The following is an 18,179-nucleotide window of genomic DNA, read 5'->3' as shown; positions in this document are numbered from 1 at the left end:
CTAATCTTCTAATTCTTGAATTTCACTCTGCAATTTCTTTGTTAAACTTTTGAAAACCAAATCATAGGAATGATCCACCAACTCTTTGAGTAATGCATCCGCAACTGATTCATTTACAGCAATTGTATTCCAATGGGTTTTACTCATGTGAAAACCCGGTTGAATGTCCTCATATTCAGCGCGCAATTCCTGAGCGCGCTCTGGATCACATTTTAAATTAACTGATGGCTGTCCTTTCTCCCACTGACTTAAAGAAGACAATGCAAACATTTTTCCACCCACTTTAAACACCAATGTATCTTCGTCAAAAGGAAAGTGTTCCGTTACTCCTTTTTTAGACAAGCAATATTCGTAGTACGTTTCCAGGTTCATCTCTTGAAATTATTTTTCATTCAATCATTTAAAATAGCGTACAAAACCGGCTTACTCGGACTCGCATCATTTTCAAAAGAGGCAATTTGTAAATTCAACAAATAACCGCCATCTTTCACTTCATCAGCCACAAAAATCATCTCCGTAATCGTACAATTCAATCTGGCTTCTGCATTCAGATTGTTGACATCGGTCACATTCCAAAAGGCTTTGTGTGCCAATAATTTCCCTTCATCATGCTCTTTATCCACGCTGGGCAAATCAATTAGCAAGTGCTGAATCCCGCTTTCGCGAATGAAACGCGCAGCATCTTCATTTAGATAAGGCGGATTCGTATTCGAATATTTTAAAGATTTTTTTATTTTAAAATTAGGAAGTGTTCTGATAATTAAGGCTTCTTTTGGAACACCTAATTTCAGTATCACATCGAGCGCAGTCGAGATGTTATCCAGTGTAATCACTAAATCTCCTCCTTGCATTTCCGGGACAACCGAAATCAACTCAGCTAAAAAAATAAACTGTTTCAAAGATTGATTAACACTGTAAAATTCACGTGTAATATGTCCCAAACATTCCGTATGCGTTCCGTGTCCGTGTGGATTGAAGAAAATATTATTGAAATTAGTAGACGACTTTCCTTCCGAAACTTTCCCTATCCAATCCCCAAAAATAACGGGTTCAATGACTGGTTTCTCGATATACCAAGCAATTGGATTCTCGTCTGTATTTGTTAATGGAATCGAAATATCAATGGGTTTTGATAAATCGACTTCAATGGCTTGGTTGTTATGTTGGATTGTTGCTAACATTTACGCTGAATTTATTTCAGCATCTCATCTGGAGATACTTTATAAGTTCAAATATAAATCTTTTAATTCAGGATTTAAAAGTTTTGCAACATTCCATTTCCAGTCTTTATGCCAATTTTTAAGTTGTTTTTCTCTTTTAAAGACAGCACTTAAGTAGCAAGAAAGATATATTGTCGCAATTATTAAAATACGACATTAAATTTTAGTCATCATTTAAATCTTCCAAATAGATTAAAATTGTAGCATTCTATTTTTTTGTAAAAACTGCGCCGGTACCATTTCTATGACAATCAATTCTGTTTTTTAAATTTTTTGTGGCACCCACCTACAAAACAGTACTGTTTTTATTCGTCAAAATATATGTAAATCCTTTTTCCATACAAAATCAATTAAAATTCAATAGATCCTGAAACTAGTTCACGATAAATAAATCTGAAGCAATTCCATCTGTCAAAAATTTTCCTTTTTTGGTTGGCTTTAAAATCCCATTTTCAATAAAAAGCAAATCATCATCAAGAAATTTTCGAGATTGATTGTTCAAATATTCCAAATACCCACTTCCGAATTCGCTTTCAATTTTATCCAAAGAAACACCCCAAATCGTTCGTAAACCCGTCATAACATATTCATTATACCGGTCCATAACAGAAAGAATTTCGATTTCATTGGGTATTTTACCCTCTTGAATGGATTTTAAATACAGCGCATTATTCGACACATTCCAACTTCTGGAAACTCCATCATAACTGTGTGCTGAAGGACCAATTCCAATGTATTTTTTTCCCAACCAATACGCTGAATTATTCTTCGAAAAATAGTTTTCCTTCCCAAAATTTGACAATTCGTAGTGAATAAAATCATTGGCTTCGAGCATTTCGATTAAAATAGCAAAGTGCTCTTGCGCGACATCATCTTTAGGCGCTGCAATTTTCCCTGTTTGAATGAGTTTATTCAACGCTGTTTTAGGCTCTACCGTCAAAGCATAACTCGAAATATGCGGAATCCCAAAACTCAATGCTGTTTCAATATTTTGTTTCCATTTCTCATTGCTCATTTGCTGCGCCTGTTCGCCATTTTGGCTCGAGTCCGGAATTCCGTATATTAGATCGAGAGAAATGTTGTCAAAATACTGAGTAGCAACTTCTAAACATTTTCTGGCTTCCGCCGAATTATGAGCTCGGTTCATCAATTGTAAATCGTCTTCAAAGAACGACTGAATCCCAATACTTAGCCGATTAATTTTGCTTTTAGATAATTCGATTATTCGTTCACTTGACAAATCATCTGGATTGGCTTCCAGTGTAATTTCAGGATTATCTGAAACAGAATAGTATTTGTACACTTCCGCAATCAGGAAATTAATTTCTGCTGAAGTTAAAACACTTGGCGTTCCTCCGCCAAAATAAATGGTTTCGACAATTTCGTTTTTAAATTCGCTTTTACGCATTTGAATTTCTTTGGCAATAGCCAAAACCATTTCTTCTTTCTTCTTCATCGATGTTGAAAAATGAAAATCGCAGTAATGACACGCCTGCTTGCAAAAAGGGATATGGATGTAGATTCCGCTCATTTAGTAGTGGTCAGTTTTAAGAAAGTGGTCAGTGGTCAGATTTTTAGTGTTCAGCCTTAAGAAAGTGTTCAGTGAGCAGTTATTTAGTAATCATATATGTACTGAATACTAAAAAACTGAACACTAATCACTCCTTTTTAACTCCAAACTTTTCAGGGTTCAATATCATATAATTAACAAGTTTTCCAATTTCTAAACTTTCAGAGATAAATTCCTGATAAATAGCTTCAGAAATATATTTACAAGACACAGAAAACTCTAACCACACTTGTGTTTCTGAATTTTCTCCATCAGAATCGGTCAACTTACTATAAAAATGTTTAGGGTAAATCCTCTTTCTATAGGCTTCGGCAATAGTTGCAGGAACACTCCTTGAAGAACGCCGAATTTGATCCGTTAATGAATAGGTTTCTTCCTTTGGAAATGATTTTGTTATTTCAAAAATCTTCATTGCTAATGCAAATGATTTTTTATAGGCTAATAAATCTTGGAATCTCATATGATACAATTTAAAAAACGGAATACTCTTACTTAATTAAAACTGCTGAAAACTGACTACTCATCCCAGTCCAACACAACTGAACACTAAAGTACTGAACACTGATCACTTTTTTATTCGTTCTTCGTTTTGTTTCACAAAAGCATCCCAACCGGTATAACTTTTCTCTCCCACCACTTTCCCAGAATTGAAAAAATGACAAACCGCAGCTGCTAATCCATCTGTACTGTCAAGATTTTTAGGCAATTCTTTTAATCCTAAAAGTTGCTGTAGCATTTTGGCAACTTGTTCTTTGCTGGCGTTTCCATTTCCGGTAATCGCCATTTTTATTTTCTTAGGTTCGTACTCCGTAATGGGAATATCTCTCGAAAGTCCCGCTGCCATAGCCACGCCTTGCGCGCGTCCTAACTTCAGCATCGATTGTACGTTTTTACCAAAGAAAGGCGCTTCAATCGCAATTTCGTCTGGATTGTGGGTATCGATTAACTCAATGGTGCGTTCAAAAATGATTTTGAGTTTTTGATAATGATTGTCGTATTTGGACAATTGCAATTCGTTCAGTTGCAAAAACTCCATTTTTTTATTGACAATTTTTATCAATCCAAAACCCATAATCGTCGTTCCGGGGTCAATTCCTAATATGATGCGCTCGTTTGCCAAAAGTTTTAGTTTTTTATTACACAAAGATACTCAAAGGGAACACAGAGGTACACAAAGATTAATTTTACAATCGACCAAACAAAAAACTTTGCACTGCTTAGTAATTTCTTTGTGAATCTTTGTGAAATAGCTTTTTCAAAATACTTTTTCTTTTCTTTGCGGTATGATTACAATTCCACACAAAACTAAGCAATTCCTCGTACTTCTAATCAAAGTTTTGATTGTGTGCGGTGCGTTTTATTTTATTTACAATCAATTGGCTAATAATGACAAACTGGATTGGCAGAAATTCATCGTTTTATTCCAGAAAAATCAGTCTATTGGCGGAATCGCCTTTATTTTACTACTGAGTGTTTTGAATCGGTTTTTTGAAATTTTGAAATGGCAAAATTTAGTTGAATTCATTCATGAAATCTCAGTAGGAACAGCAACCAAACAAGTTCTTGGCGCATTAACCGCGGGACTTTTTACACCCAATGGAGTTGGAGAATATGCCGGAAAAGCGTTATTTTTTGATAAATTAAACACTAAAAAAGTCATATTCTTAAATCTGATCTGCAACGGAATCCAAATGATATTGACCGTTATTTTTGGGGTTTTCGGATTGCTATTTTTTAATGCGCAGTACCATGTGATTACCACAAAAACAGTAGCGTTACTTTTTGGATTTCTGATACTTCTCTTCATTGTTTTATTTTCGGCCAAAAAAATTACTATCAAAGGGTATTCGATCGAAAAACTGATCCATAAGATTAATGAAATTCCAAAACCCATTCATCAAAAAAATATCTTTTTGGGTATTTGTCGCTATCTTGTTTTCTCGCACCAATACTACTTTTTGTTTCTGGCTTTTGATGTTGATTTGCCTTATTTTACCCTAATTGCCACCATTTCCTCTGTTTATTTCTTAGCTTCTTCCTTGCCTACTTTTCAATTTTTAGACTTTGCCGTAAAAGGAAGTGTTGCGGTTTATTTCTTTGGGATTTTAGGTGTAAATGAATGGATTGTTATTTTCATTTCGACTTTAATGTGGTTTTTGAATGTGGTTTTACCCGTAATAATTGGCACTTATTATGTGTTGAACTTTAAAATCCTCTCTCCTCCCGGAGCTTCGGGACTCCCTAAAGGTGAGAGAGATAAAACTTATTAAAATAATTATGATTACAAATATTTTATTTTTGGTACTTTTGATTTATGCCGTTTTTATTGGACTTTTGATTTATGGTCTCATTAAAGTGAATACAATTGATTATATTGGCTTACAGCCAAAAACAAAATTCTCAATTATCGTTCCTTTTCGGAATGAAGCTGAAAATTTACCCATTCTATTAGACAGTTTGTCGAAGCTGAATTATCCGATGGAATTGTTCGAAGTGATTTTGGTCGATGATGAATCGGAAGAAGTGTTCAGTGTCCCGTGCTCATTGTTCCGTGTTCGGATAATAAAGAACATTCGGATTTCAAACTCACCCAAGAAAGATGCAATTGTAAATGCGATGCAAATTGTAAATGCAGACTGGATTATCACCACCGATGCCGATTGTGTAGTTGATAAAAACTGGTTATTGACCTTGGACAATTACATTCAGCTCCATGATGTGGCGATGATTGCCGGGGCAGTAACGTATGATTGTGGCAATTCATTTTTGCATCATTTTCAGCAATTGGATTTGGCGAGTTTACAAGGCGCAACCATTGGGAGTTTTGGTATTAACAAAGGATTTATGTGCAATGGCGCCAACTTTGCGTACACGAAATCCTTTTTCCAAAAACTGAATGGCTTCGAAGGAAATGACAGCATTGCCAGTGGCGACGATGTGTTCCTGTTGCAAAAAGCGATTGCAAAATCCCCTGAAAAGGTGCATTATCTAAAATCTCGAAATACTATTGTCACCACAAGGCCATTGAACAATTGGAAATCATTATTCCATCAGCGCGTTCGCTGGGCCTCTAAAACAAGTTCGTATCAAAGTACTTTCGGGAAAGGATTGGGACTGTTAGTATTTGCGGGGAATTTGTGTTTGGTGATAGGCGCTGGGTGTTGGGTGTTGGGCGTTATTCCGTTTCTAAATATAGTTTTACTGTTCCTTTTAAAATTTCTTGTTGATGCTGTTTTGATATACGAAACCAACTCTTTTTTAACCAAAACCAAAATACGTTATTTGATTTTGAGCAGTTTGTTTTATCCTTTTTTTAGTACAAGCGTGGCTTTGTATTCTGTGTTTGGAAAATACGAATGGAAAGGCAGAAGATTTTAGAATCCTGATCCGAGCCAAAAAGTAAATACTAACGTAATCTGAAATCAAAAATAGCTACTCTTCATTCGAAAATCCTTTTAAGAACTACTCTACTTTGAGAATCACCGGAAGAATAAATTGTATTTTTACGGGAATACCGCGCTTTATAGCTGGGTTAATTTTTGGAAAATCAACTAAACGAACTTTAAGAATACTGTCAATTTTGATTTTGTCATAAGCCACGGAATCTTTGGGAAACTGCGGCTCAAATTGCATCGTTGCATTTGGAAAAACCGTGACCTTAACTTCAATCGTATCCAGTTCCGGATAAAGAATTGCAAGGGTATCCACACTCAATTTCTCCTGAATCAGCTGGGTTAAAACATCAAAAAAACACTGTTGGCGTTGCTTTTTATCTTCTATTTTTTCACAATCTACTACTGATGGGTATTCATCGACTTCTTTCCAGTTGATGGATTTCAGTTCCTTTTGCAACAATTCTTTTTCCGAGGGAATTTGCTTGTCTAAGTATTGACAGGAATTAAAAAATATAAATACTAAAAAAAGGTAATTCTGCTTCAAGGTTTTGTGTTTGAATTGGACTAATATTCTATAAAAATACAATTATTTTTTTTGAGATGCTTTCGAAAGCAAATAATCTTCGTAGTTTTCAGCAAACCATTTCTTTTTGATCGCAGCGGCAATTTCTTTTTGATCGGAATACGAAGCCACCAATCGATCTGGAAGAACAGCAGTTTGGATTGTATATTTATAAAATTCCTCCTAATTCAATACCGAGTTTGGGTCTGATTTTTTATCGAAAAAATCAAAAAAAGCGCATCAAACTCTTTCAAATAAAAATTCAATACTTTTGAGTGTTCAAAATTAGTAAAAATAAATTTATGGATGTACTGCTTTTGGTTCTTGGTTTTATGTGTATGATTTTAGGCGTTTTGGGTAGTTTTTTACCGGTTCTGCCCGGACCTGGCATCAGTTGGGTTGGATTGGCATTACTGTATTTCACAAATGCTGTTCCGGTAAATTATTGGATTTTAGGAATTACTTTATTGATCACCGTGATCCTATCGGTTTTAGATTACGTGATTCCGGCAAAGGGAACTAAGCGATTTGGCGGAAGCTCCTATGGTATTTGGGGCACTAACATCGGATTGATCGTGGGGATTCTTGCTCCTGTCCCTTTTGGATTCATTATCGGCCCTTTTGTTGGTGCGTTGATAGGTGAACTTATTTATGATTTTAAAGACCATAATCGAGCTTTGAGAGCGGCTACAGGTTCCTTTATAGGGTTTCTGGCATCCAGCTTTATGAAATTTGTGGTTTGCGTGATGTATTTAGGATTGTTTGTGTGGATTGTCTGGAATTATAAATCTGAGTTATTTTAAGGGAAATACGAAATGAAAGGCATGTATGCTAACCCACTGAACTCCCAAACCTGCTACATTTAAATCAAAAAAGCTATCCACAAAGTGGAAAGCTTTTCATTGGTCTAACTACTAAACCCGCTACGAGTTACAAATTCGCAGCAAACAACACAACTAACGTTAAAAACCTTTTAGGGGCAAAAAAGCCTTTCTGTTACGAAAGGCTTTCCCCAATATTGCGGTCTGGACGGGACTCGAACCCGCGACCCCATGCGTGACAGGCATGTATTCTAACCAACTGAACTACCAAACCTCTGCGTTATTGCGGTGGCAAAGATACAATAGATTTCCGTTTACGCAAGTGTTTTTTGAAAAAATAATTGATAAAAAACCGTACTATCACCCAAAGTTTTGTTTTTCAACCAAGTACGTCAGTACTATTTTTTCAAAACTTTCATTCACACTCACCGGAATATACTTTATTCGGTTTTGAGAGCACGTTAAAGCCAACTTATTGAAGTACATTTCTACTTGTTTTTCATATTCCTCCTTCACATTATCGGCAAAAACTGCTACTTCCTCTCCTGTTTCTATATCAATAAACTTTCGTGGAGCGTTATCATAGTCAAAATTAAGCTCTGTTTTATTGTCAACAACATGAAACAAAACCACTTTATGCTTGTTGTGTTTCAAATGTTGTAAGGCATCAAACAGCGCTTTTTCATTACCGGATTGAAACATATCGGTAAATACAATAATCATCGAACGGCGGTGGATTTTCTCGGCTATTTGATGCAAGAAAGTAATTGCATCCGTACTTTTAGTAGTCGCAGATTTCTCTAAAAGTCCTTCAAGCGCATTCAAAATCATTCGATGGTGGCGATCACTGCCTTTTTCAGGCGCGTAGTACTCGTAACTGTCCGAAAACACACTTAGCCCCACAGCATCACGTTGCTTCTTCAAGAGATTCATTAATACTGCCGAAGCCAAAACTGAAAAACCAATCTTATTCTCAAAAAAATTCTGATTCTCTTTCAATTTCGGATAATGCATCGATGAGGAATTATCAATGATAATATGACACCGCAAATTTGTCTCTTCTTCAAATCGCTTGACGTACAAGCGTTCCGTTTTGGCAAACAGCTTCCAATCAATATGTTTGGTACTTTCGCCTGCGTTATACACTTTATGCTCCGCAAATTCAGCCGAAAATCCATGAAACGGACTTTTATGCATTCCAGAAATAAATCCTTCCACCACTTGATGCGCCAGCAATTCCAGATGCTGGAAACTAGAAATTTTCTCTATTTGCGATTCGATCTTCATATCCCAAATATATTAAAAGATTGAACGATTTAAAAATTAAACTATTACAGAAACTCAATTTAGGAACTGAAATAAATTCAGCTTAAACAAAAAAAAGGCTTGACTCTCGCCAAACCTTTTCTCTGAATCCAGTACAGATCCTATATAAATCATAATCTACTGATTACAACAATGCGTCTAAACTATCCGCGTAGGTTTGCTTTGGAGCAACTCCTACTTGCTTTCCTACTACTTCTCCGTTGTGAAAAACCAAAACAGTTGGTATATTTCTTACTCCGTATTTGGCAGCAAATTCTTGATTTGCATCCACATCTACTTTTCCTATAACTACTTTTCCTTCGTATTCCGTACTCAATTCATCAATGATTGGTCCTACCATTCTACACGGTCCACACCAAGCAGCCCAAAAGTCCACCATTACCGGTTTGTCAGATTTCAAAACTAATTCTTCAAAATTCGCGTCTGTTATTGCTAATGCCATACTATTTTATTTAAAGTTTATCGTTTGAATTTTTAAAATTCAAAACTAGAATACAAATTTAGAAATTAAAAACTAATCAAACACTATTCCTGAATTAGTTTTACCTATTAATACATTGCCAATTCTTATTCAACACATTCAGTGCACCTCCATTTATTACTTATTTGGAGCTATTTCCTGCTGTACGCTGTATTCCCAATTAACAAAAACTACGGCTAAAAAAGCCTTGTTTTTCTAAATCGGGAGATGCCGCTCCCATCAGGGCTAGGGGTTTCCTGAAAACCAAAATATTTATTCCTAAAAAAAGACCGTCATTTCAGATAGTCTTTTTAAAAAATCTAACTTTTTGTGTTTATAAACTGTATTTTACTCCAAGTGTTAATCCCAATCCGCTGATTCCAACATAAGAACTCAGCTCATCCGTAGGTCTGGAAGTATCCACGGTATTAAACTGAGCGTTATTAGAGTTACTGTCTAAACGGTCTGAATAATTCGAATGTATCTGAGATATTGTACGCGTATTCAATCGATCTACTCCATTAACCGTAAATTCCGTTGTTTCTTTATCTTTTCCATGAACAGTAAAGTTACGGTATTCCAATTCTGCAAAAGCCGAAAGGTTTTTGGCCAATTTATACGAAGTCCCTAACGCCGCTTGAAAACCTACTGTAGGATTTGGCTTGATGACATCCTTGCTAAATACATTTACACCAGCGCCAGCAACGGCATTTGTTTCAATCGTCAAATCCCCGTGAACAGGCACAATTACCCCAACTTTAGAGTAGGTTTCAAATCCTTTTACTTCTCCCAGAAAAAACACAATTGCAGGAGCTAAATCAAAAGCTGTAATTTGCCCAACGGATCGCAGTGTTGTAGCGCCATCATCGACTCTTTTGACCATTGTTTTATCCGTACTATTATAATAATTGATTCCCATTTCCAGACCCAAACGATCCGTAAAACGGTATCCAACACTGCCAGATGTGCGAAAACCTTCTCCAAAAGACCCCGTAACACTCTCCTCTGAAACTAAATCGCCTCCTACATAAACTGTACTTAGTGCAGACTGGCCTCCAACAGTAGGGAATTCAGTTGCGGCTGTCTGAAGAAAATAGGATCCTCCTAATTTAAAATACCAACTTTCCTTTTTTTCCGTTTGCCCTATCACAATCATAGAACAAAACATAAATCCAAATAAAAATAAATTCTTTTTCATGATTATTGTTGTTTAATTCACACAAACATAATGTAAATTTACCCAACGATTCCGGGCTTTTTAGGCCGTAAAAAGCGCAAACAACAGTTCTGTCAAACGCCAAGCTAAATTTTTACTGTGCGCGCATAATTTTAACAAAAACAACACTAAAAAAAATTAAATTTAACTGTTAAAAAATCAGTTTAACTTAAAATTAATTTGCATTTTTTCCAGTTCAACCAACAATTCATTTGAAATTTTCACTTTCAATTTTCTGCTTGGCATGGTCAGCTTAGTCACTACTTTTATTTCTTCTACTTCAGTTGCCGTACTAATTTCGGGATTTCCTGATTCTAGAGAATCGGTTTCCTCATTTTCGTCTACAAAAACGGCTTCTTCATTTTCCGGAAGTACCACCACATTTTCTACTAATCGCTTTATTTTTTCCAACTCCATAATTTCAAAAGCTACAGTATTATCGCCTTTGTTTTCTTGAAAAATATGATTTAACTTATGGATAAATTCCGCCTCTAAATCATTAATATTCAACAGTAAAATTAGCTTTTTAGCAAATGTAGTCAGGACATCCTGCAGGTATTGCACCAGCACAAATTGTAATCTTGGATCCCCTTTTTTTCCAGTATCCCGATCCGTCCAGCCTTCCTTGACCATTACTTTCATGAACGTAAAATTATTCTGAATCAGAAAATGGCGAAACTTCAAATACTCCTCCCCAAAAATCCGAAACTCATAACTTTCATCGTACCCTTCTAATGTAAATATGCCCCAGCCTTTTCCGTTTTTGGCAACACGATGTTGTACATTATTGATAATCCCCCCAAAAGTCAAATTTTTACTGACATGCAATTCCATGTTCTTGAGTGCTTCTAACTTGGCATTGCAAAAATATTTCATTTCAAATTTGTAATCGTCCAGCGGATGCCCAGAAATATAAATCCCCACCACTTCCTTTTCTTTGGCTAATTTTTCCATTGTGCTCCAATCCTCACAAGGCGGAACAACAGGTTCTTCAATTTGCACATCACTACTTTCGCCAAACAAACTTACTTGAGCTGAATTTTCATTTTCCTGAAATTTAGCTCCGTACCGAATTGCTTTTTCGTAAAAGGTAATTCCATCGCCATCATCATGAAAATATTGTGCTCTAGTAGTTCCTAAAAACGAATCGAAACCACCCGCCAAAACCAGATTCTCCAATGCTTTTTTATTGGCCGCACGCAAATCAATCCGTTTGGTCAAATCAAAAATAGATTTGTATTTTCCGTCTTTTCTATTTTCCACAATCGTAGCCACAGCGCCAGAACCTACACCTTTTACAGCTCCCATCCCAAACCGAACCGCATAATCATCGTTTACCGTAAATTTATAAAACGATTCATTCACATCCGGTCCTAAAACCTGTAATCCCATGCGTTTGCATTCTTCCATAAAGAAAGAAACTTGCTTGATATCACTCATGTTATTGGACAAAACCGCAGCCATATATTCAGCCGGATAATTCGCCTTCAAAAATGCCGTTTGGTAGGCAATCCAGGCATAACAAGTCGAGTGTGATTTATTAAACGCATATTCTGCAAAGGCTTCCCAGTCTTTCCAGATTTTCTCCAGTTTATCTTCAGGATGCCCTTTGGCCGCAGCCTGACTGATAAATTTAGGTTTCATTTTATCCAAAACATCCTTTTGTTTTTTTCCCATCGCTTTACGCAAAACATCCGCATCCCCCTTTGAGAAATCCGCTAGTTTCTGGGACAAAAGCATTACTTGTTCTTGGTAAACGGTAATTCCGTAGGTGTCTTTTAGTAATTCTTCGCAGGCGTCAAGGTCATAAATAATTTCCTCTTCACCGTTTTTTCGCTTGACGAAACTTGGAATATAGGCAATTGGCCCCGGACGATACAAGGCATTCATGGCAATCAAATCGGGAAATACTGTAGGCTTTAATTCCTTCATGTATTTTTGCATTCCCGGACTCTCATATTGAAAAATTCCTACAGTTTCTCCACGCTGGAAAAGCTCGTAGGTTTTCAAATCATCAATAGGAAACTCATCCGGGTTCAGGTCAATTCCAGTTCTGTATTTTACTAATTTAACCGTATCTTTTATCAGAGTAAGGGTTTTCAAACCCAAAAAATCCATCTTTAACAAACCGGCACTTTCCACCACCGAGTTATCAAACTGGGTCACATACAAATCCGAATCTTTGGCGGTTGCTACAGGAACAAAATCAGTAATATCACTTGGCGTAATAATGACACCACAGGCGTGAATTCCTGTATTTCTAAGATTCCCTTCTAAAACTTTGGCTTGCTGAATGGTTTCTCCGCCCAAATCATCTTCATTAGCAAGTCCTATTAATTCCTTTATTTTATCATACTCTTCGGGACGAACGGCCTTCTTAATTACATCGTCCTTTTCATTTAAAAAACGAGCTAAATTCCACTTAGAAGGCATCATTCCCGGAATCAATTTGGCTATTTTATCGGCTTCAAACAAAGGTAAATCCAATACACGAGCAGTATCTCGAATCGCTGATTTGGTAGCCATTTTACCATACGTGATAATTTGCGCCACCTGTTTCGAACCGTATTTACGGATCACATAATCCATTACGCTACTGCGTCCTTCATCATCAAAATCGATATCAATATCGGGCAAAGACACCCGATCCGGATTCAGGAAACGCTCAAAAAGCAGGTTGTACATCAAGGGGTCAATATTGGTAATCTTCAAACAATACGCCACCACCGATCCCGCCGCAGAACCCCTTCCCGGCCCTACAGAAACGCCCATGCTTCTCGCCTCAGCAATTAAATCCTGCACAATCAGGAAATATCCTGGATATCCTGAATTAGATATCGTCAACAATTCAAAATCAAGTCGTTCTTGAATTTCTTCGGTCATTACGGGATATCGTCTTGTTGCTCCTTCAAAAGTAAGGTGCCTCAAATACGCATTTTCTCCTCGCACCCCACCATCAACAGCATCTTCCGGATTATTAAATTCAACCGGAATTTCAAATTTTGGCAATAAAACTTCCCGTGCCAAATCGAAAATTTCAATTTTATCCACAATCTCCGAAATATTTGAAATTGCTTCGGGCAAATTTGCAAAAAGTTGTTTCATTTCGTCTCCCGACTTGAAATAATATTCCTGATTGGGCAATCCGTACCGATACCCTCGACCACGACCAATAGGCGTGGTTTGCTTTTCGCCATCACGCACACAAAGCAAAATATCGTGCGCATTCGAATTTTCCTTATCTATATAAAAGGTATTGTTTGTCGCTATAATCTTGACATCATGCTTTCTGGCCAATGAAATCAAAGACGCATTCACCCGATTTTCATCTTCCTGATTGTGACGCATCACCTCAATGTAAAAATCTTCCTTGAATTCGTTTTTCCACCAAAGCAAAGCTTCTTCAGCTTGGTTTTCACCAATATTTAAAATCTTATTTGGAATTTCACCATAAAGATTTCCGGATAAAACAATAATATCTTCTTTGAATTCCTGGATGACTTTCCTATCGATTCTTGGCACATAATAAAAACCTTCGGTATACGCAATGGAAGACATTTTAGCCAAATTATGGTACCCTTTTTTGGTCTTCGCCAAAAGTACTATCTGGTAACCATTGTCTTTAATTTTTTTGTTTTTATGGTCCTCACATACAAAAAATTCACAACCTACAATAGGTTTCATCGGAACTTCAGTAGGTTCATCCCCATTTTCAATCGCCTCTTTATTCTTGGCTTCAGCCACTTTATTATGGTATAAAATATCGCGGACAAAATGAAAAGCACCCATCAAATTCGCATGATCGGTCATGGCAACTGCCGGCATTTTTTGTTGTGCCGCCGCTTTTACCAATGCTGCAATACTGATCGTCGATTGCAATACCGAAAACTGCGTATGATTATGCAAATGCACGAAAGGCGCATCAATAAGTACTTTTTTATTCTCTGAAAGTTCTGCTTTCGAAACTGTCGGCGCTTGTTTTTCGCCAAACTGCTGACGAATTTTATCGGACGCTTCCTTTAGATTAATATGTTTTAAACCTATGAGTTTAATCTCACTTGGATTCTTGCTTTGAAAATCTTGAAAATAACTGCCCGGAACGTCTAGTTCCTCTTTTGTAAAAACATCACGACGAATTAACTCTAAGAAACAACGCGTAGTTGCCTCCACATCGGCAGTGGCGTTGTGCGCTTCACCGAAAGGTTTATTAAAAAGATACGAATGCAATTCCGTTAGCGTAGGCAGTTTAAATTTACCGCCACGGCCACCTGGTAATTTTAATAACGAAGCCGTAACTTCTGTACAAGTATCCAGAATTGGCATCGAGCTCATTTGGCTCTCCACTCCCATTCTGTAAAATTCGCACCCCATAATATTGATATCAAAACCTAAATTCTGACCCACTATAAATTTAGCTTTACCTAAAACAGCATTGAATTTTTCTAGCACTTCTGCCAACGAAATCCCATCGGCTTCCGCCAATTCTGTAGAAATACCGTGAATTCGTTCGGCATCAAACGGAATATTAAACCCTTCGGGCTTGATCAAATAATCCTGATGCTCAATCAGTTTACCCATATCGTCGTGCAACTGCCACGCGATTTGAATACATCGTGGCCAGTTATCCGTATCTGAAATGGGTGCGCCCCAACGTTTTGGTAATCCTGTGGTTTCGGTATCGAATATTAAGTACATAGCTGGATTTGAAGAGTTTGTGATTTTAAAAAATCGCGAAAAATGAATTTCAAATTTAGTTTTTTTAGAGTAGAATAGAAGTAAATTATCAACAAAAAACAAAATTATTTTCCAAGGCTATTCTCCTATTAAAACTACGATCACTTTCAACAAATCAGTTTGATTGCATCTTATTAAAAGATAAAAAGACGACATATTGCTTTTTTGGATGTCGTAGTATTTCATCAAAAAAAAACAATGAAATACCGCTAAAAAAAATGTTGTTTACTACGAAAACCATTTTAAAAAACAACTGTCACAAAAGTGAATTAGTGAATTTAAAATTAAAAAAAAGTTACTTTTCATACCATTTAATTAAATATTCGTAAATATAACTGCATTTAAGAAGCCTAATTTAACGATTCAATAAACATCAAAAAACTCAACAAATTGATTTTTTATTAGATCTAAATAAAAAAGTACCGTACAAAAAAAAAGTAAAAAGACAAAAATCAACAAAGAAATATCCGAATGGGATTTTGGGTATCGTATATAATGGAATATTGATACGTAAAGCCTTGATTGTTTTTTTAGCTTTGTCTTTATTGTTATCATCGTAGCCTTTTGGGCTATAAACAAAACACATTAAAACATATTAAAATGAGTACTACATTATTTGACAAAGTATGGGATTCGCACGTGGTGCGCAAAATTAAAGACGGACCAGACGTATTTTTTATTGACCGTCATTTCATCCATGAAGTTACTAGTCCTGTAGCTTTTTTAGGTTTAAAAGAACGAGGCATTTCAGTATTATACCCAGAGCGCACTTTTGCTACTGCAGATCACAACACACCAACTATAAATCAACATTTACCGGTTGAAGACGCATTGTCTGCCAATCAACTCAAAGCATTAGAAGAAAACGCTGCTGAATACGGCATTAGCCATTGGGGTTTAGGAAATCAAAAAAATGGAATTGTTCATGTGGTGGGTCCTGAAAACGGAATTACCTTACCCGGAGCAACCATTGTTTGTGGTGATTCACATACATCAACTCACGGAGCTTTTGGCGCCATCGCTTTCGGAATTGGGACGTCTGAGGTTGAGATGGTACTTTCTACCCAATGCATTATGCAACCTAAACCTAAAAAAATGCGCATTAATGTTGCCGGTAATCTTCAATTTGGGGTTACTCCCAAAGATGTGGCACTTTATATTATATCTAAATTATCGACTTCAGGGGCTACCGGCTATTTTGTGGAATATGCAGGTGAAGTTTTTGAACACATGACCATGGAAGGCCGTATGACCGTTTGTAATTTAAGTATCGAAATGGGTGCTCGTGGCGGAATGATCGCTCCAGACCAAACTACTTTTGATTATTTAGAAGGACGTTTGTATACTCCAAAAGGGGATGATTGGAATAAAGCAGTAGCCTATTGGAAAACATTGAAAACAGATACTGATGCCAAATTTGATGAAGAAATCAACTTTGAAGCATCGGATATTGAACCTATGATTACCTACGGAACAAACCCAGGAATGGGATTGGGAATTTCTAAAAGCATTCCAAACTCAAAAGACGTTGCCGAAGGAGAAGAAACATATGCAAAATCTTTAGGATACATGGGATTTCATCAAGGAGAAGCCATGATTGGAAAACAAATTGATTATGTTTTCTTAGGAAGTTGTACCAATGGTCGAATTGAAGATTTCAGAGCTTTTGCCTCCATTGTAAAAGGACGCCAAAAAGCGGATAATGTTACCGCTTGGCTGGTTCCAGGATCACATGTCGTAGAAGCACAAATTAAAGAAGAAGGAATTCTTGAGGTATTAACCCAAGCTGGTTTTGTTTTGCGTCAGCCAGGATGTTCCGCTTGTTTAGCAATGAATGACGACAAAGTTCCTGCCGGAAAATATGCGGTAAGTACTTCCAACAGAAACTTTGAAGGACGTCAAGGACCTGGCTCAAGAACGTTGTTAGCAAGTCCGTTTATGGCTGCTGCTGCCGCTGTAACTGGAGTTTTGACAGATCCTAGAGAACTTCTTTAAAAGAATTCAGATTGAAGATTAACGATTTTTGATTGCAGATTTCGTTAGTGTCAAAATCCAATTTGGATTTTTAAAATCAAGATTAAAATAGTAAAAAAATAAAAACAGTAGCGATTAAAGATTTATTTTCAAAACAGGAAATCAAAAATCAAAAATCTAAAATCGTTAATCAAAAATCAAAAATCAAATGGCTTACGATAAATTTAATATTCTTACCAGTAGCGCAGTTCCGCTTTCTATCGAAAATGTAGATACGGATCAAATTATTCCCGCTCGATTTCTAAAAGCAACCGAACGTGTTGGTTTTGGCGACAACCTTTTCCGTGACTGGAGATACAATAATGACGGAACTCCAAAAGCTGATTTTGTACTGAATAATCCAATCTACAGCGGAAAAATTCTTGTTGGAGGCAGAAATTTTGGTTCGGGTTCCTCAAGAGAACACGCTGCTTGGGCGGTTTACGATTATGGTTTTAGATGTGTGGTTTCTAGTTTTTTTGCTGATATTTTTAGAAATAACTGCCTGAATGTTGGTGTCTTACCAGTTCAGGTTAGTGCTGGATTTGCAGAAAAAATATTTAAAACTATCGAAGAAGATCCAAAAACGGAACTAGAAATTAATCTTCCAGAACAAACCATTACCATTAAAGCAACTGGCGAAAAAGAATTTTTTGATATTTCGGGTTATAAAAAAGACAATATGATCAATGGTTTTGACGATATTGATTATTTGCAAAATATAAAATCAGAAGTGGTGGAATTTGCCAATCAACTTCCTTACTAAACATAATCCGAAAAGGTATTGGCTAAAGATTTTCTTTGGGTTCTCCCCGAAGCAACTGTTTTTAGTTTTTGATAAAAACAAGATATCCCGATTTCT

Annotated in this window: 15 protein-coding genes and 1 tRNA gene; 5 read left to right on the top strand and 11 right to left on the bottom strand. The window is 36.5% G+C overall.

The window, feature by feature from the left end; translation table 11 throughout:
- The 5 genes from EKL95_RS04675 to ruvC all read right to left on the bottom strand — a co-directional run bounded on the left by EKL95_RS04675 (position 1) and on the right by ruvC (position 3,910).
- Entirely contained in the window at positions 1–372 is a 372-nt protein-coding gene (locus EKL95_RS04675; protein WP_126563641.1) for an MmcQ/YjbR family DNA-binding protein, read from the bottom strand.
- Positions 373–392: 20 nt separating this feature from the next.
- Positions 393–1,181: a cyclase family protein gene (locus EKL95_RS04670; RefSeq protein ID WP_126563640.1), complete on the bottom strand. Its 789-nt coding sequence runs from the start codon at positions 1,179–1,181 to the stop codon at positions 393–395.
- A gap of 412 nt (positions 1,182–1,593) precedes the next feature.
- Entirely contained in the window at positions 1,594–2,751 is a 1,158-nt protein-coding gene (hemW, locus tag EKL95_RS04660) for a radical SAM family heme chaperone HemW (protein ID WP_126563639.1), read from the bottom strand.
- Positions 2,752–2,878: 127 nt separating this feature from the next.
- Positions 2,879–3,250 (bottom strand): four helix bundle protein, encoded by a 372-nt coding sequence (locus EKL95_RS04655; protein WP_126563638.1) that lies wholly within the window; start codon positions 3,248–3,250, stop codon positions 2,879–2,881.
- A gap of 105 nt (positions 3,251–3,355) precedes the next feature.
- Entirely contained in the window at positions 3,356–3,910 is a 555-nt protein-coding gene (ruvC, locus tag EKL95_RS04650) for a crossover junction endodeoxyribonuclease RuvC (protein WP_091203117.1), read from the bottom strand.
- Between the two features lie 163 nt (positions 3,911–4,073).
- On the opposite strand from ruvC, the gene EKL95_RS04645 reads away from it, so the two are divergent.
- On the top strand, positions 4,074–5,060 hold the full coding sequence (locus EKL95_RS04645; protein ID WP_126562140.1) for a lysylphosphatidylglycerol synthase domain-containing protein: 987 nt from the start codon (positions 4,074–4,076) through the stop codon (positions 5,058–5,060).
- 7 nt (positions 5,061–5,067) lie between these two features.
- Positions 5,068–6,168, top strand: coding sequence for a glycosyltransferase family 2 protein (locus EKL95_RS04640; RefSeq protein WP_126562141.1), 1,101 nt, complete (start codon positions 5,068–5,070; stop codon positions 6,166–6,168).
- Between the two features lie 84 nt (positions 6,169–6,252).
- Here the strand turns inward: EKL95_RS04640 and EKL95_RS04635 are convergent, their stop codons facing one another.
- Complete coding sequence (locus EKL95_RS04635) at positions 6,253–6,729, bottom strand: hypothetical protein (RefSeq protein ID WP_126457504.1); 477 nt, start codon at positions 6,727–6,729, stop codon at positions 6,253–6,255.
- Between the two features lie 320 nt (positions 6,730–7,049).
- On the opposite strand from EKL95_RS04635, the gene EKL95_RS04630 reads away from it, so the two are divergent.
- Entirely contained in the window at positions 7,050–7,550 is a 501-nt protein-coding gene (locus EKL95_RS04630) for a DUF456 domain-containing protein (protein WP_126457505.1), read from the top strand.
- A 218-nt stretch (positions 7,551–7,768) separates the two neighbouring features.
- On the opposite strand, the gene EKL95_RS04625 is transcribed toward EKL95_RS04630, so the two are convergent.
- The 5 genes from EKL95_RS04625 to dnaE all read right to left on the bottom strand — a co-directional run bounded on the left by EKL95_RS04625 (position 7,769) and on the right by dnaE (position 15,265).
- Positions 7,769–7,842: transfer RNA gene (locus tag EKL95_RS04625), tRNA-Asp, on the bottom strand.
- Positions 7,843–7,928: 86 nt separating this feature from the next.
- Positions 7,929–8,855, bottom strand: a complete 927-nt coding sequence (locus EKL95_RS04620; protein WP_126553868.1) for a DUF58 domain-containing protein — start codon at positions 8,853–8,855, stop codon at positions 7,929–7,931.
- 163 nt (positions 8,856–9,018) lie between these two features.
- Positions 9,019–9,336 (bottom strand): thioredoxin, encoded by a 318-nt coding sequence (trxA, locus tag EKL95_RS04615; protein ID WP_126454285.1) that lies wholly within the window; start codon positions 9,334–9,336, stop codon positions 9,019–9,021.
- 352 nt (positions 9,337–9,688) lie between these two features.
- Positions 9,689–10,552 (bottom strand): outer membrane beta-barrel protein, encoded by an 864-nt coding sequence (locus tag EKL95_RS04610; RefSeq protein ID WP_126562144.1) that lies wholly within the window; start codon positions 10,550–10,552, stop codon positions 9,689–9,691.
- Positions 10,553–10,729: 177 nt separating this feature from the next.
- Entirely contained in the window at positions 10,730–15,265 is a 4,536-nt protein-coding gene (gene dnaE / locus EKL95_RS04605; protein ID WP_126562145.1) for a DNA polymerase III subunit alpha, read from the bottom strand.
- 639 nt (positions 15,266–15,904) lie between these two features.
- Here dnaE and leuC point away from each other — a divergent pair.
- Together leuC and leuD are read left to right on the top strand one after the other, a co-directional pair.
- The gene (leuC, locus tag EKL95_RS04600) at positions 15,905–17,299 is read left to right on the top strand and encodes a 3-isopropylmalate dehydratase large subunit (RefSeq protein ID WP_126562146.1); all 1,395 of its coding nucleotides are present in this window, start codon (positions 15,905–15,907) and stop codon (positions 17,297–17,299) included.
- Positions 17,300–17,486: 187 nt separating this feature from the next.
- Positions 17,487–18,083 carry a 3-isopropylmalate dehydratase small subunit gene (leuD, locus tag EKL95_RS04595; protein WP_126457513.1) on the top strand — a complete coding sequence of 199 codons (597 nt, stop codon included), beginning with the start codon at positions 17,487–17,489 and terminating at the stop codon, positions 18,081–18,083.
- Positions 18,084–18,179 lie beyond the last annotated feature (96 nt).

It is taken from the genome of Flavobacterium sp. LB2P53 (assembly GCF_003970305.1).
GTDB lineage: Bacteria > Bacteroidota > Bacteroidia > Flavobacteriales > Flavobacteriaceae > Flavobacterium.
Note: the sequence above shows the minus strand (reverse complement) of the source record. Positions and strands in the feature narration are given on the sequence as shown.